General features: G+C 65.8%; 17 protein-coding genes and 1 other RNA gene. 14 read left to right on the top strand and 4 right to left on the bottom strand.

Annotation, left to right across the window (positions count from 1 at the left end; genetic code table 11):
* The first annotated feature begins 50 nt into the window (after window positions 1-50).
* From G3A50_RS06450 to G3A50_RS06440, 3 genes are read left to right on the top strand one after another with little or no spacing between them, the layout of a single operon-like run.
* Window positions 51-1139, top strand: coding sequence for a flagellar motor protein MotA (locus tag G3A50_RS06450; protein WP_210255234.1), 1089 nt, complete (start codon window positions 51-53; stop codon window positions 1137-1139).
* On the top strand, window positions 1139-2173 hold the full coding sequence (locus G3A50_RS06445; protein ID WP_163074489.1) for a peptidoglycan -binding protein: 1035 nt from the start codon (window positions 1139-1141) through the stop codon (window positions 2171-2173). The genes G3A50_RS06450 and G3A50_RS06445 overlap by 1 nt, the downstream gene beginning before the upstream one ends.
* 10 nt (window positions 2174-2183) lie before the next feature.
* Window positions 2184-2654: a GNAT family N-acetyltransferase gene (locus G3A50_RS06440; RefSeq protein WP_163074488.1), complete on the top strand. Its 471-nt coding sequence runs from the start codon at window positions 2184-2186 to the stop codon at window positions 2652-2654.
* A 79-nt stretch (window positions 2655-2733) separates the two neighbouring features.
* Here G3A50_RS06440 and G3A50_RS06435 read toward each other — a convergent pair whose 3' ends face one another.
* Complete coding sequence (locus tag G3A50_RS06435) at window positions 2734-4584, bottom strand: ABC transporter transmembrane domain-containing protein (protein WP_163074487.1); 1851 nt, start codon at window positions 4582-4584, stop codon at window positions 2734-2736.
* Window positions 4585-4685: 101 nt separating this feature from the next.
* Between G3A50_RS06435 and rpmE the strand changes: the two genes are divergently transcribed.
* A complete protein-coding gene (rpmE, locus tag G3A50_RS06430) occupies window positions 4686-4910 on the top strand; it encodes a 50S ribosomal protein L31 (protein ID WP_163074486.1) in 225 nt (74 codons plus the stop codon).
* Between the two features lie 149 nt (window positions 4911-5059).
* Here rpmE and G3A50_RS06425 read toward each other — a convergent pair whose 3' ends face one another.
* Together G3A50_RS06425 and G3A50_RS06420 are read right to left on the bottom strand one after the other, a co-directional pair.
* Window positions 5060-5767: a DUF1465 family protein gene (locus tag G3A50_RS06425; RefSeq protein ID WP_246252183.1), complete on the bottom strand. Its 708-nt coding sequence runs from the start codon at window positions 5765-5767 to the stop codon at window positions 5060-5062.
* Between the two features lie 212 nt (window positions 5768-5979).
* A complete protein-coding gene (locus G3A50_RS06420) occupies window positions 5980-6183 on the bottom strand; it encodes a DUF1192 domain-containing protein (RefSeq protein ID WP_163074485.1) in 204 nt (67 codons plus the stop codon).
* A 122-nt stretch (window positions 6184-6305) separates the two neighbouring features.
* On the opposite strand from G3A50_RS06420, the gene G3A50_RS06415 reads away from it, so the two are divergent.
* The 5 genes from G3A50_RS06415 to G3A50_RS06395 all read left to right on the top strand — a co-directional run bounded on the left by G3A50_RS06415 (window position 6306) and on the right by G3A50_RS06395 (window position 9921).
* Window positions 6306-7307 carry an NAD(P)H-quinone oxidoreductase gene (locus G3A50_RS06415; RefSeq protein ID WP_163074484.1) on the top strand — a complete coding sequence of 334 codons (1002 nt, stop codon included), beginning with the start codon at window positions 6306-6308 and terminating at the stop codon, window positions 7305-7307.
* A gap of 102 nt (window positions 7308-7409) precedes the next feature.
* Window positions 7410-7566: non-coding RNA, 6S RNA (ssrS, locus tag G3A50_RS06410), on the top strand.
* Window positions 7567-7576: 10 nt separating this feature from the next.
* On the top strand, window positions 7577-8179 hold the full coding sequence (locus G3A50_RS06405; RefSeq protein ID WP_163074483.1) for a 5-formyltetrahydrofolate cyclo-ligase: 603 nt from the start codon (window positions 7577-7579) through the stop codon (window positions 8177-8179).
* A gap of 3 nt (window positions 8180-8182) precedes the next feature.
* A complete protein-coding gene (locus G3A50_RS06400) occupies window positions 8183-8998 on the top strand; it encodes a TIGR00282 family metallophosphoesterase (RefSeq protein WP_163074482.1) in 816 nt (271 codons plus the stop codon).
* 176 nt (window positions 8999-9174) lie between these two features.
* A complete protein-coding gene (locus tag G3A50_RS06395; protein ID WP_163074481.1) occupies window positions 9175-9921 on the top strand; it encodes a YebC/PmpR family DNA-binding transcriptional regulator in 747 nt (248 codons plus the stop codon).
* Window positions 9922-9985: 64 nt separating this feature from the next.
* Here G3A50_RS06395 and G3A50_RS06390 read toward each other — a convergent pair whose 3' ends face one another.
* Window positions 9986-10732: a sulfite exporter TauE/SafE family protein gene (locus G3A50_RS06390; protein ID WP_163074480.1), complete on the bottom strand. Its 747-nt coding sequence runs from the start codon at window positions 10730-10732 to the stop codon at window positions 9986-9988.
* A gap of 220 nt (window positions 10733-10952) precedes the next feature.
* Here G3A50_RS06390 and G3A50_RS06385 point away from each other — a divergent pair, with 220 nt between their 5' ends.
* The 5 genes from G3A50_RS06385 (at window position 10953) to G3A50_RS06365 (ending at window position 14866) form a co-directional block, all read left to right on the top strand.
* Window positions 10953-11891 carry a DMT family transporter gene (locus tag G3A50_RS06385; protein WP_163074479.1) on the top strand — a complete coding sequence of 313 codons (939 nt, stop codon included), beginning with the start codon at window positions 10953-10955 and terminating at the stop codon, window positions 11889-11891.
* A gap of 112 nt (window positions 11892-12003) precedes the next feature.
* Window positions 12004-12519: a crossover junction endodeoxyribonuclease RuvC gene (gene ruvC, locus G3A50_RS06380; RefSeq protein ID WP_163074478.1), complete on the top strand. Its 516-nt coding sequence runs from the start codon at window positions 12004-12006 to the stop codon at window positions 12517-12519.
* Window positions 12516-13133, top strand: coding sequence for a Holliday junction branch migration protein RuvA (gene ruvA / locus G3A50_RS06375; protein WP_163074477.1), 618 nt, complete (start codon window positions 12516-12518; stop codon window positions 13131-13133). Before ruvC ends, ruvA begins: the two co-directional genes overlap by 4 nt.
* Window positions 13130-14167, top strand: a complete 1038-nt coding sequence (gene ruvB / locus G3A50_RS06370; RefSeq protein WP_163074476.1) for a Holliday junction branch migration DNA helicase RuvB — start codon at window positions 13130-13132, stop codon at window positions 14165-14167. Before ruvA ends, ruvB begins: the two co-directional genes overlap by 4 nt.
* 66 nt (window positions 14168-14233) lie before the next feature.
* A complete protein-coding gene (locus tag G3A50_RS06365; RefSeq protein ID WP_163074475.1) occupies window positions 14234-14866 on the top strand; it encodes a TetR/AcrR family transcriptional regulator in 633 nt (210 codons plus the stop codon).
* The last annotated feature ends 80 nt before the right edge of the window (window positions 14867-14946 follow it).

Here is a 14946-nt window from a genome sequence, read left to right as displayed (position 1 = left end):
GGCTGGCGTCGACGGCGGGGCGCGGCCGCATCAAGGAGACGGCCAGGGGCATGGACGCAAGCGATCCTTTTCACAAGCTGTCATCGCCCAGGATCTTCCTGGTGCGGATGTTCGTGTTCGTGCTGCTGTGCGTGGCGCTGGCGTCGGTGCTGTATCAGCAGATCTGGTCAGCGTTCCTCAATAATCCTGGCCTCAATGGCGTGATCTTCGGCGTGCTGCTGATCGGCACGATCTTCGCCTTCCGGCAGGTGATGCGGCTGTTGCCCGAGGTCGAGTGGGTCAACAGTTTCCGCGTGGCCGATCCCGGCCTAGAAGTGCGCCAGGCCCCGCGCCTGCTGGCCCCCATGGCCGCACTGCTCGGGGATCGGGCCGGGCGGATGTCGATCTCGCAGGCCACGATGCGTGGCATCCTGGAATCCATCGGCACCCGGCTGGACGAAGCCCGTGACCTGCTGCGCTACCTCACGGGCCTGCTGATCTTCCTCGGCCTTCTCGGCACATTCTGGGGACTTCTGGAAACCGTCGGTTCGATCAGCCGCGTGATCGGCTCGCTCAACGCCGGCCCGGAATCGGGCTCGGTGCTGGAGACGATGAAAACCGGACTTGCCGCCCCCCTCGGCGGCATGGGGTTGGCCTTTTCGTCCTCGCTGTTCGGTCTTGCCGGTTCGCTGGTGCTTGGCTTTCTCGACCTCCAGGCCGGGCAGGCGCAGAACCGCTTCTATACCGACCTTGAGGACTGGCTCTCCACCACGGTCGAGGATCTCGGCTCGGAGGCGGCTCGCGCCAAGCCGCTCCCGGTACCCGCCCCGATGCCGCCGACCTATGTGCCTCCGCCGGCCGCTCCCTCTCCGGCTTCCTCCGCGTTCAATGCCCCCGCCGGCCTGCTGCCGCCACCCGACTTCGCCCAGTTGACCGAGGCGATTGGACGGCTCGACCGCACGATGACCGAGGCCGGATCACAGCGCGTGACCACCGCCATGGCGCATCTTGCCGAAAGTCTGCAAGGGCTGGTGCAGCATATGCGCGGCGAGCAGCAGATGGTGCGTGACTGGGTCGAGGCGCAGGCGGAGCAGCAGAAGGACATCAAGAAGCTGCTGGAACGCCTTAACGAGTCGCTGGCCAACCGCGAGCAGGCCTGATGGCACTGGGACGCTCACGCCGCGGCGACCGCCACATCGATTACTGGCCAGGCTTCGTCGATGCATTGTCGACGCTGCTGCTGGTGTTCGTCTTCCTGCTCTCGGTGTTCGTCCTGGCGCAGTTCGTGCTGACGCAAGAGATCGGCACCAAGGACGATGCGATGGCGCGGCTGCAGGCGCAGATCCGCCAGCTGACCGACCTGCTGGCACTGGAGCGTTCCAACGACGCGGATGCCGAGAGCCAGATCGGAACGTTGCGCGCCAGCCTGCTGCGTCTTGAGCAGGAGCGCGATACGCTGCGCGACGCCGCTACCGCACTCGCGACCCCCGACCAGATCGCGGAGGCGGAAAGCCGCAATTCCGAACTGGCCCGTCAGCTGGGCCAGGAGAAGGACGCCGCCGCACAGGCCGCGGCCCAGATTGCCCTGCTCAACCAGCAGATCGCGGCCCTGCGCCGCCAGATGGCGGCGCTGGAGGAAGCGCTCGATATTTCCGAACAGAAGGACAAGGAAAGCCAGGCCCGCCTTACCGATCTCGGACGCCGGCTCAACGTCGCGCTGGCCCAGCGTGTGCAGGAGCTGACGCGTTACCGCTCGGAGTTCTTCGGCCGGCTCAACCGCATTCTCGGCAATCGGCCGGGGATCCGCGTGGTGGGCGATCGCTTCGTGATGCAGTCGGAGATTTTCTTCGATCTGGCTTCGGCGGACCTTCGCGCCCAGGCTATTCCCGCACTGAACGAGATCGCGCAGAGCCTGGTGCAGCTTGAGAACGAGATTCCTGAGGATCTCGCCTGGGTATTGCGGGTTGACGGACATACCGACGACCGGCCGATCCAGACGCCGCAATACCCCTCCAACTGGGAGCTTTCGGCGGCGCGCGCGATCGCGGTGGTGCAGTATCTCGCCGCGCATGGCGTCTCGCCCAAGCATCTGGTTGCCGCCGGCTTTGGCGAATACCAGCCGCTTGATGCCGCCGACACCGAAGAAGCCCGCGCCCGAAACCGCCGGATCGAGCTGAAGCTCACCGAGAGATGATCGAACGGCAATGACCGAGCGTCCCGCAGCCCGCCTCTCGGCCTTCGAGTGGGACCGTATGCCGGCCATGGCGGACCTATGGGTCGAATCCTGGCAGGAGGCGATGCCGGAGATCGATTTCGAAGCGCGCCGCGGCTGGCTATGTCATCAGATCGGCACGCTGATCGATGAAGGCGCGGTGATCGATCTGGCGGTGACGGATCACGAGAAACCGGAACTGCTCGGATTCATTTCCGTCGATCCTCGCACCGGGTATGTCGACCAACTTGTGGTGCATCCCGACCATTGGGGCGAGGGCGTTGCGCGACAGCTCGTCCAGGCGGCCAGTGCCCACACCCGAAAGGGGCTGTCGCTGGACGTCAATGAGGAGAACGAGCGGGCGGTACGGTTCTATGAGCGCGCCGGGTTCGTTGTCGTCGGTCACGGTTTCAATGCAACCTCGGGCCGCCCGACGCTGAGGATGGAGCGCCCGCCCGGATAGGCGCCGTCCCGCCGGTCTGCGAGGTGCGCGTGTCCATGCAGGGCGCTTCAAACCGTGTTCAGTCGCCAGGGAGGGGCTGTCAGCCCCCGTTCGTCTCACCGAACTGCAGTGCAGCCAAGCGGGCATAAAGGCCGCCCTGCGCCACGAGGCTGGCGTGGGTGCCCTCCTCGACAACATGACCCCCATCCATGACCAGGATCCGGTCGGCCGAGAGAACGGTCGCCAGACGATGGGCGATCACCAGCGTGGTGCGTCCCTGCATGGAACGATCAAGTGCCTGCTGCACCAGCGTTTCGCTCTCGGCATCGAGCGCGGAAGTGGCCTCGTCGAGCAGCAATATCGGCGCACGGCGCAGGATGGCCCGTGCGATGGCGAGCCGTTGGCGTTGGCCGCCCGACAGCGTGATCCCGCGTTCGCCGACCGAAGTCTCCCAGCCTTCCGGAAGACGGGCGACGAATTCATCGGCGCGGGCGAGGCGGCCGGCTTCCTCCACCTCCTCATCAGTCGCGTCGGGCCGGCCGAGGCGGATGTTCTCGCGGATCGAGGCGGCAAAGATCGCAACGTCCTGCGGCACCAGCGCAAGGCGGGCGCGAACCGCGCGCGGAGAAGCCCTGGCAATGTCGACGCCATCGATTTCCACGCTGCCCGAAACAGGGTCGTAGAAACGGAGCAGAAGCTGGAACAGCGTGCTCTTTCCCGCCCCCGAGGGGCCAACGATGGCTACGCGCTCACCGGGCCTAACCTCGAAGCTCACGCCCCGAAGGGCCGGCAGGTCCGGCCGGCCGGGATAGGCGAAGCCGACATCGTTGAACCGCACCGCGCCCTGGGGCGGCTCCGAAAGGGCGATCGGGTGGGCGGGCTCGGCGACCTGCGGCTGTTCGTCAAGCAGCTCGGCGATGCGCTCTGTGGCGCCAGCGGCCTGCGAGATTTCGCCCCAGACCTCGCCGAGCTGGCCAAGCCCGCTCGCCGCCAGCACCGCATAGAGCACGAACTGACCGAGCGTGCCCGCGCTCATGGTGCCGGCGAGTACCGCATTGGCGCCCGCCCAGAGAATCCCGACGACGCTGGCAAAGACCAGGAAGATGCCGACGCCGGTAAGCAGGGATCGGGCGCGAATCGCTTGCGTGGCGGCGGAAAAGGCATGCTCGACTTCGCCGGAGAAGCGGGCATCCGCCGCCGGCTCGGCCGTGTTGGCCTGAAGGCTCCGAACGGCGCCGATGGCTTCGGCGGCATAGGCGGAAGCCTGGGCGAGCATGTCCTGCGCCGCCCGCGAACGCTTGCGCACGCCGCGCCCCGCTCCGAGCAGGACCGCGACAATGACAGGAATCGCGAACAGCAGGATCGCGGAAAGCCAGGGGCTGGTGACGACCATCATCACCGCCGCGCCGAAGAACAGCACGAGATTGCGCAGCGCGATCGAGGCCGAGGCGCCGACGGCCGACTTGATCTGCGTGGTGTCGGCGGTGAGGCGCGAGATCAGCTCGCCCGATTTTGCCTGATCGTAGAAGCCGCCGTCGAGGGTAAGCAGATGGGCGAAGACCTGAGAGCGCAGGTCCGCGACGATGCGTTCCCCAAGCGTCATGACGAGGAAGTAGCGCGCGGCCGAGGCGACGGCGAGGACGCCAACGACGCCGATCATGACGCCGAAATAGCTGTTCACGAAGCCAGCGTGATTGGCATCGAAACCCAGATCGATCATCCGGCGCACGGCGACTGGAACCACGAGTGTCGCCAGCGCGGCAGCCAGCAGCGCGGTGAGGGCGGCGCAGGTGCGGCCGCGATAGCGCTTGAGATGCGGCCACAGCGCCATTAGCGGCCCGAGGCGCGGGCGACGGGAAGCGCCACCGGGCGAGGGATTTGCCGTCGGCGCTCCACCCTGATGGGCAACCGACTTGTTGGCTTCTGTGCTGGCGGCTTGTGTCACAGGCATGTCTCGGTTATAGAGCCGCTCGGATTTCCGGCAGGATCGTTTTTGAGAACGCCGCACGGTTCCCGCGAGGGACCGACCGTGCGGCGGCGAGGATGCAACCCATGAAGAGCGACATCCATCCCGACTACCACTTCGTCAAGGTGGTGATGACGGACGGCACCGAGTACACGACCCGCACGACCTGGGGCAAGGAGGGCGACGTCCTCCAGCTCGACATCGATGCGAAGTCCCACCCGGCCTGGACCGGCGGCACCGGGCAGTTGCTCGACCGTGGCGGGCGCGTTTCCCGCTTCCAGAAGAAGTTCGCGGGCTTCCTCAAGGCCTGATCGGGTCCTTGGGGTGCGATGGCGTGGGTGCTGCCCGCGCCATTCGGCCGCGATGAATGGCGAACCAACCCTCGTCGGGGCAAAGGCCTTGGCGAGGGTTTTCGTTCGCGTGCACGACGCCAGCTCGCCGGCCGGCATGGCAGCACCGCTCAACGCCCCTCGAAGCTGGAGCGAAGCCGGCGCAATTGCCCGGCGACAGCGTTGACCGGCGGAACATCCTGCGTGGTGAGGCCGGCATCCAGGCGTGCGATGCGCCCTTGCAGCTCGTGGCTGCGCTTCACCAGAAGAGCGAGCCGTTCAGGCAGCAAGGCTTCCTGGTGTTCGTCGCGCGGGGGGCCCTTCAGATCGATTTTCAGCGCCTCGCGCCGCGCCGTTTCCATCGACATGTCGCCGTCGGCAGCGGCTCGCCGAAGCAGAAGCCATGAGGCGAGCTGCATCAGGCGCGTGGAGAGCTTGAGGCTCTGCTGGGCGTAGGCGTTTAGCGCGGGCCGCTCGAGCGCGCGGCTCTCGACGCGGCCGTCCCCGTCGAGATAGGCGGCGCTTTCGTCAACAAGGGCCATGCCGTCCTGGAACAGCGTTTCGAACGCTGCCGATTCGACACGGCGCTCGGCAAGGTTCACCGGCCGTTCTTCGTCCCTGTCCGCATATCCCATGGCGCCGACCCGATAGAGGTGCGCACCCGTTCGGTGCGCTTCGGCTCTAGCCTCTCGCTCAAGCGAGCGCGGCTGTCCAGCACCCCTGGTCGCCTGATTCAGGACGACGGGCGAAAAAAGAGCCGCCCGGAGGCGGCTCGAAAGTCTAGACAGGGATGCGTCAAACAGAGTGGACAGGGGCCACTCGCGGCCAAAATCGACCATCCCCAGTAATAGTTCGGAAAGCTTAATGACGGGTTAAGATCACATCTCCGCGAAAGCTTCGGCGGGGCGCTCCATCGCCTGTAGTCGAGAGGGATAGACAAGGGAGTTCGCCGATCCGCTGGCCCGACGTGCAGTCGATAGGCATCAATTGCGATCCTCCAACGAGAGAGAGGTGTCTCGTTAAGCCGATCAAGATTGCGTGGGTTCTCCGGCTAGCGCTTGAAGAAGCTGTCCGCGGCAAGGCGGGACGCGCGTTTGGAGTCCAACGTGCGACGCAGGCGCTCGATCTCGTCATGCAGCGCCGCCATGCGTTCCTCAATCTCCGTCTCCGAGAGGATGGACAGGTCCATGCCAATCTCGTGCGTCGACGGCTTCCTCACCGGGGCCGCACCGAAGATGTCATCGTCGGTTGCCATTGTGGGGCTCCTTAACTGACCGTACCAGCGCGAAGTCTATTCCCAGCCCGACGCGGTTGCCAGCATGGGCCCGCTGGCCTACGAAGCCCGACAAACGCTTTGCCGCAAAGAGGATGATCACCGTGACCGATTTGCCCGCCACCATGACCGCCATCGGCCTTCCCACTCCCGGAGGTCCGGAAGCCCTGGTTCCCGAGCAGCGGCCGGTTCCGATTCCGGGCGCCGGCGAGATCCTGGTCAAGGTTGCCGCGGCCGGTGTCAACCGTCCGGACGTGATGCAGCGCAAGGGCGTGTACCCGCCGCCGCCCGGCGCTTCCGACATTCCCGGCCTGGAGATTGCCGGCGAGGTGGTCGCGCTCGGCGAGGGCGTGAGCCAGTGGAGGATCGGTGATCTGGTCTGCGCGCTGGTTTCCGGTGGCGGCTATGCGCAGTACTGCCTCGCCGATGCCGGCGCGGCCCTGCCGGTTCCCGCCGGTCTTTCCATGGTCGAGGCCGCGGCTCTGCCCGAAACGTTCTTCACCGTGTGGACCAATGTGTTCGACCTTGCCGGCCTGAAACCCGGCGAAACGTTCCTCGTTCATGGCGGAACCTCGGGTATCGGCACCACGGCGATCCAGCTCGCAAAGGCGTTCGGCGCCACGGTGTTCGCCACCGCCGGCAGCGCGGAGAAGTGCGCGGTCTGTCGTGAACTCGGCGCCGACGTCGCGATCGACTACAAGAGCGAGGACTTCGTCGCCGTCATCAAGGAAAAGACCGGCGGCAAGGGCGTGAACGTCATCCTCGACATGGTCGGCGGCTCCTACATCGCCCGCAACTACGAGGCCGCCGCCCCGCTCGGGCGTATCGTCCAGATCGCCTTCATGGAAGGCTCCAAGGTGCAGATCGACTATATGCGCCTGATGCTGAAGCGGCTCTCGCATATGGGTTCGACCCTGCGCTCCCGCCCCAAGGCGGAGAAGGCAACGATCGCCGCGTCCTTGAAGGAGAAGGTCTGGCCTCTTATCGGGGCCGGCAAGGTGAAGCCGGTGATGGACCAGGTGTTCCCGCTGGAAGAGGCGAGCAAGGCCCATGCGCGCATGGAGACCAGTGCCCATATCGGGAAGATCATGCTCAAAGTGGGCTGACAGTCAGGGCGCGTGGGCACTTATTCATCATCTCGCCCGAGAAAGTGAACATCCCCTGCGCGCCCACTGGCAAAATATCTCGCGGCGTCCTAGATATGTGGGGCGGAGCTGTGAGGCTCGTCAGGAGAACATATTCCCCGGGGCCTTATCGATCTCAAAGGGAGCTGTCCCTGACTGGACCCCTGGGTCCAGACACACGGCGCCCACCTACGCTGTAGGTTCCCGGGATCGATCTACCAACGGCCATCGCGGCTCCGCAGTTTATCATTATGCCCGATCATAACGCCCCGACCGACAAAGCCAGTCTTCGCGCCGCCGCTTTGGCGCGGCGGGCGGCGCTTGATCCCTCCTCGCGCGCGGCCGCTGCCGAGGCCGCCGCCGCGCATGCGCTTGAGTGGCTCGGCGACGTGGCCGGCGAGGTCGTTTCCGTCTTTGCCCCGATTGGCACCGAGATCTCGACCGATCCGCTGGTACGGGGCCTTCGTGCGGCAGGCGCCATTATTGCGCTGCCTGTGGTCATCGCCAAGGACAAGCCGCTGGTTTTCCGTCTCTGGGAGGAAGGCACCGAACTCGTGCCGAGCGACGGGCCCGGGTTCATCGTCATTCCCGCCCCGCCGGCCGATGCGCCGATGGTCGAGCCGGACGTGCTGGTGGTGCCGCTCGCCGGCTTTGATGCGCGGGGCCATCGGCTTGGCTACGGCGCGGGCTTTTATGACCGCACATTGGCCCGGCTGCGACGAGCCAAGCGCATTGAGGCGATCGGCTACGCCTTCTCGGTACAGCAGCTTCCTGCGGTGCCGGCGGAATCCCACGATGAACGTCTCGATGCCATCGCAACTGACGCCGGCATCATCTGCCCGGCGGAGGACTAGCGCATGCGTCTTCTCTTTCTCGGAGACGTTGTCGGCCGCCCGGGACGGCAGGTTGTGCTGGAGCATGTTCCGCGCCTGCGGGATGAATGGGCGCTGGATTTCGTCGTGGTGAATGGCGAGAACGCCGCCGGCGGTTTCGGTATCACCGAGGCGATTTACGACGAGTTCCTCGAGGCGGGCGCGGATGTCGTCACGCTCGGCAATCATTCCTTTGACCAGCGCGAGGCTCTTGTCTTCATCGAGCGCGCCCCGCGCCTCATTCGCCCCGCCAATTATCCGCCCGGCACCCCCGGGCGCGGCGCCGCACTCGTCGAGGCGCGCGGCGGCGAGCGGGTGCTGGTGGTCAACATGATGGGGCGTGCCTTCATGGACCCGATGGACGATCCCTTCGCCGCCATCGACCGCGAGCTGGAAGCCGGCCCGCTGGGCCTCGTCTCGGATGCGGTGATCGTTGATTTCCACGCCGAGACCACCAGCGAGAAGCAGGCCTTCGGTCACTGGTGCGACGGGCGTGCCAGCCTTGTCATCGGCACTCATACCCATGTGCCGACCGCCGATCATCGGATCCTGGCAGGCGGCACCGCGTTCATGACCGATGTCGGCATGTGCGGTTGCTATGACGGCGTGATCGGCATGGACAAGGAAGAGCCGCTGCGGCGCTTCACCCGCAAGATCGGATCGTCGCGCTTCGAGCCGGCGATGGGCGAGGGGACCCTGTCGGGGTTGGCCGTCGAGACCGACAGTGCGGGGCATGCGGTGAAGGTGGGCCCCGTCCGCATTGGCGGCGCGCTCGAACCGGTGTTGCCGACCTTCTGGTAGCGAAGACGCATCAATAGGGCGCGCCTTTTCGGGCCAGGGGTTCTCAGGTCCGGTGACGGTGTCGCTCACCTCCGGCTTTACGCGGATATGTGCTCTCGCCTATAAGCCGCGCACCGATTTCTTCAGAATTCAGATGCGGCAGGCGAATGGCCCGGCCGTGTGACGTGGAGGCGGCGATGGCCGGGCATTCGCAGTTCAAGAACATCATGCACCGCAAGGGCAAGCAGGACGCGGTGCGCTCCAAGCTGTTTTCCAAGCTGGCGCGCGAAATTACCGTCGCCGCGAAGCTCGGCATGCCGGACCCGGCGATGAATCCGCGCCTGCGCGCCGCCGTTCTGGCCGCCCGCGCCGAGAACATGCCCAAAGACAATATCGACCGCGCCATCAAGAAGGCGGCGGGTGGCGATGCGGAGACCTATGACGAGATTCGTTACGAGGGCTATGGCCCCGGAGGGGTCGCGGTCATCGTCGAGGCGCTCACCGACAATCGCAATCGTACCGCCTCGGAAGTGCGTTCCTATTTCACCAAGTCGGGCGGCGCGTTGGCTGAGACCGGCGCGGTCGCCTTCATGTTCGACCGTGTCGGCGTGGTGGAATTCGATGCCGACAAGGCCTCGGCCGATGGCATGCTCGAAGCCGCCATCGAGGCCGGCGCCGACGATGTGTCCTCAAGCGAGGACGGCCACGAAGTGGTGTGCTCGGTCGAGAGCCTGCATGAGGTTGCGCGTGCGCTGGAAGCCAAGTTCGGCGATCCGCGCAAATCGGGCCTGGTCTGGCGACCGCAGAACACCGTGGCCGTGGATGACGAAGTGGCCGAGAAGCTCATCCGCCTCGTCGATAACCTCAACGACAATGACGATGTGCAGAACGTCTACGCCAATTTCGAAATCTCGGACGAGATGATGGACAAGATGAGCGCGTAAGCGCGCGTCTTCAGCATTGTCTTGCCAGCGGCAGGGCTTCTGCCATCGGCGGCGCTTGCAGCCCTCACCGCCCGAATAGGGGGTCGAGAACCGGCAGGCTGAGCACGACCGCGACGACGATGATCCAATACGCGGCGAGCCGGAAATGGCTGTCCGTGGCGCCGCGGAAGGCCCGTCCGCCCAGGAACAGGCCGGCTGCGTAGGCCGGGCCCAGGAGGAGAGCCAGCCGGCCGACGTCCAGGGTGAGCATTCCGCCCGCCGCGTAGGCGACGCCACTGGCGATCGTCGCCAGGGCAAAGAATGCGAAGAGGTTCGCCCGAACCAACGCCGAGGGCTGCCCTCCGCCCAGCCAGTAGGCGATGACCGGCGGACCCGACATCTGCGCTGCGCCGCCCAGAACGCCGGCAAAGGTGCCGATCGCCAGCTTCGATGGCAGCCGGTGCTGCCCTTTGTGGCGCCAGCCCAGGATCAACGGCGCGAGCATGGAGAGGCTGAGCCCAGCCAGCGCCCAGCGCAGCACGAGCGGGTCGGTGTGTTTCAGAATGAAAACGCCCGCCGGCACGCCCGCGAATGCGCCGATGGCAATTGGCGCGACCTGCTTCCACACGCAGGCGCGAAACGCCTGAACCACGAAAGGCAGCGTCAGTGCGGTGTCGATCACCAGCAGCGTCGGTGCCGAGATCTTTGGTCCATAGGCGGCGCTGACCAGAGGCACGAAGATCAGCGCGCCACCAAAGCCCGAAAAGCCCCGTGTCGCTCCGGCGACCAAAGCAGTGACGATGGCCCCGACGAGGACCGGATCAAGATTCATGGATGAGCCGAACCGAGGGGACGCCAGCATGGCGGGGAGCCAAAGGTCCTAGTCCGGCCCCGCATCGGCGTCAACGCAGGCATCCATCAGGTTTCGTGAGCGTGCTCATTGGCAAAACTCGTTTGCATGCAAAGGTCGTGGACGCCACATTCAGCGCAACTCAGCCGCTGCTGCGGCATCATTCCTTTACATGAGCCGTTTTGTCGGCTGGATCTCGATCATGCATAAATCTGTTGGCTCCGCTGCGGACAGCGCGGCGAACCCGTCGCCATTGAGCGACCGTCTTGTCGGCTATGGATGCGCCCTCCTTGCCGTCTGTATCTGGGGTGGGTGGATTGTATCGACCCGACACGCGGTGCATGGGCACCTGCCCCCCGCCACGGTGGGGTGGCTGCGCTTCATCGTGCCAGCAACCGTTCTCGCGCCAGCCTGGATCAAGGTCGGCCTGTGGCCGCGGCGCGGTCTCATACCCTTCGTGATTTGCTTCCTCGGCGCGGGAGGACTCTTTTTCCTGTTGGTCGCCAATGCGATGCGCTTTGTCCCGGCAGCGGATGTCGGCCCGCTTCTGCCGGGCACCATGCCGCTCATCGTGGCGCTGGTGTCTGTGCTGGTGTTCCGCGAATGGCTCGGCACGGCGCGCGCGATCGGGTTCATCTTCATCGCGCTGGGCGTGGTCGCGCTGAATGGGCGCAGCCTGCTCTATCCGGAAGATGGCGCCTGGGTCGGGCATCTGCTGCTGCTTTGCGGGGCGGCGATGTGGGCGGGCTATACGCTGGCCTTCCGCCGGACCGGGATGAAGACGGTGGAGATCGTTGGCCTGGTCGGCCTGTGGTCTACGGTCATTCTGACACCCGCCGGTCTACCGGGCGTGGTGTCCGCCATACAGGAGGGCTATGGCGAGGAGGTGCTGTTTCAGCTGGTGATGCAAGGTGTGCTGTCGGGTGTGGTGGCGCTGGTCGCCTTTGGCGTCGCCATTGAGCGGCTCGGCTCCTCGCGTGCGGCCGCTTTCACCGGGCTGGTGCCGGCGCTTGCCGCGCTCATTGCGGTGCCCGCTCTCGGCGAGCACCCCGACACCGCCGCGATACTCGGCGTTGTCGGAACGGGCATCGGCGTGGTGCTCGCAAGTGGGGCGTTCGGCCAGGGGCGCCGCACGGGCTAGGTGCGCGTTGCGGCCTCCTGACCTTGACGAAACATTTACCACGTCGATCAGCAAGCGGGGCGGCGACGTCAGCGGCCTTTCCGTTCGTCCTTTGTTCGGCTACGCCGTTGGGATGGCTTCGCCTCCGATTCGCATTCTCGGCCTCGATCCCGGCCTTCGCCGTACCGGCTGGGGGGTGATCGAGGCTGTTGGTACAAGGCTCACCTTTGTTGCCTGCGGCACCGTGCTGCCGCCGGAGGAGGGAGGCCTTGCCGAACGTCTCGCCTACCTCCACACCGAACTGACCCGGGTCCTCGTCGCTTTTGAGCCGGACGAAGCGGCGGTGGAGGAGACATTCGTCAACGTCAATCCCGCCTCGACGCTGAAGCTGGGGCAGGCCCGCGGCGTGGTCATGGTTACTCCTGCGCTCGCCGGCGTGCCGGTGTCCGAATATGCGGCGCTGTTGGTCAAGAAGACGGTGGTGGGTGCCGGGCGTGCCGACAAGGCGCAGATCCGCATGATGATGAAGGTCCTGCTACCGCAGGCCGATTTCAAAACCGATGACGCGGCTGACGCACTTGCCGTCGCCGTCACCCACGCCCAGCATAGGGGCATGGCCCAGATGAAAGCCCGGATGGCAGCGCTATGATCGGCAAGCTGAAGGGGGTGGTGGACAGTTATGGTGACGATCACGTCATCCTCGACGTTCACGGCGTGGGCTATCTCGTGCATTGCTCGGGTCGCACCCTTCAGGCCCTTCCTTCGCCCGGCGAAGCCGCCACGCTGTTCATCGAGACCTTCGTTCGCGAGGATATGATCCGCCTTTACGGCTTCATCTCCATGGCGGAGAAGGCCTGGTTCATACTGCTGCAGAACGTGCAGGGAGTGGGCTCGAAGGTGGCGCTCAACGTGCTCTCGACGCTGGCGCCGACCGAACTCGCCAATGCTGTCGCGCTGGGTGACCGGGCAATGGTGTCGCGGGCCAACGGCGTCGGCCCGAAGGTCGCCGCTCGTATTGTGGCCGAGCTGAAGGACAAGGCGCCCGGTTTCGCCGATATCGACCCGTCTGTCGCGCAGCTTGCCGGGCAGGTTATGGAACGCAGCGCCCCGGCGCCGGTGTCCGATGCGGTCTCCGCGCTGGTCAATCTAGGCTATGCGCAGGTGCAGGCCAGCGCGGCCGTGGCTGCCGCCCTGCGTGAAGCCGGCGAGGGCGCGGACGCCGCCAAGCTGATCCGGCTTGGGCTCAAGGAGCTGGCGCGATGAACACCAAGCGCCTGATCACACCCGACAAGCGCGAGGAGGATCTCGCCGAGGCGACGCTCCGCCCACAGACATTGACCGACTTTGTTGGGCAGGAGCAGGCGAGGGCGAACCTCGATATCTTCATCCGGGCGGCGAAGACGCGTGGCGAGGCGCTGGACCATGTGCTCTTCGTCGGCCCTCCGGGGCTGGGCAAGACAACCCTCGCGCAGATCGTCGCGCGCGAACTCGGCGTGGGCTTCCGCGCCACCTCGGGTCCCGTCATCGCCAAGGCCGGTGACCTCGCCGCACTGCTGACCAACCTCGAAGAACGCGACGTGCTGTTTATCGACGAGATCCATCGCCTGAATCCGGCGGTGGAGGAAATCCTCTATCCGGCGATGGAGGACTATGAGCTCGACCTCATCATCGGTGAGGGGCCGGCGGCACGCTCGGTGAAGATCTCGCTCTCGAAATTCACCCTCGTCGGCGCGACCACCCGCTCGGGCCTGCTGACTACGCCGCTGCGCGACCGGTTTGGCATCCCGATCCGGCTGAACTTCTACACAGTGGACGAGCTTGAGCTTGTGGTCTCGCGCGGGGCGCGGGTGTTCGGCATCCCGATTTCGACCGATGGCGCGCGCGAGATCGCCCGCCGCGCGCGCGGCACGCCGCGTATCGCCGGTCGCCTGCTGCGCCGGGTCCGCGACTTCGCCCTCGTGGCCGGCAAGGAGGTGATCGACCGCGCCGCCGCCGACCATGCCCTGAGCCACCTGGAGGTCGATGCGTCGGGTCTCGATCAGATGGACCGGCGTTATCTCACCGTCGTTGCGTTGAACTATGGCGGCGGTCCCGTGGGTGTGGAGACCATCGCGGCCGCGCTCTCCGAGCCGCGTGACGCGATCGAGGAGATCATCGAACCTTATCTGGTGCAGCAGGGCTTCATCCAGCGAACCCCGCGCGGGCGTATGCTGACCGTTCATGCCTTCAAGCATCTGGGCCTTGCCGCGCCAACCCGTGCCAATCCGATGCCATTGTTCGATGAAGGCGATGACTGACATCCGCTGCACGTCGGGCAATCGAGCAATCGACGCGGCCGCTCGCGTGATGTAAGCCCCATTCACATGAGCTGGACGAAGAACGGGGAATCCCGCGGCTATCATCATGGGAACCTTCGGGAAGCCCTGATGAAGGCTGCGCTTGAGCTGATAGCGGAGAAGGGCACGGCCGGTGCCACCTTCGCCGAGGCCGCGCGCCGCGCCGGTGTGAGCCCCGCTGCGCCCTACCGGCATTTTCGCGACCGCGACGAGTTGCTGGCCGCGGTGGCGACGGAGGGGTTCGAGCGCTTCGCCAAGGCGCTGCAGGCGGCCTGGGATGAAGGTCGCCCCACCCCTGCGAAGGCCTACGAGCATCTGGGGCGGGCCTATCTCGAATTCGCCCGAACGCATCCCGCCGACTATGTGGCCATGTTCGAATCCGGGCTGCCGGCCGAGGCGCATCCTGCGCTCTCGCAGGCGGGGCAGGATGCCTTTGCCGTGTTGCGGGCAGCCGCAGACGTGCTGGTGGCCTCGATGCCGGCACCGGGGCGCCCACCGGCGCTCATGGTGGCGCTCCACACCTGGGCACTTGCCCATGGAGTCGCGTCGCTGTTCGGCCGTGCCGATGGTGCGCGGCGCAAGCTCCCCATGCCGCCAGAAGATCTGCTTGAAGCCGCATTTCTGGTCTATCTCAAGGGCCTCGGCGCCCCCACGAACTGAGGCGTTTCAAATTCACGGCGACCGATCCTTGACAACAAACCGCGCGTCTTCTACCTATGTAAATGTGATTAACATTAACC

Origin of the sequence: Ancylobacter pratisalsi, assembly GCF_010669125.1 — a bacterium.
Lineage (GTDB): Bacteria > Pseudomonadota > Alphaproteobacteria > Rhizobiales > Xanthobacteraceae > Ancylobacter > Ancylobacter pratisalsi.
This window is presented reverse-complemented; position numbering and strand designations above follow the sequence as displayed.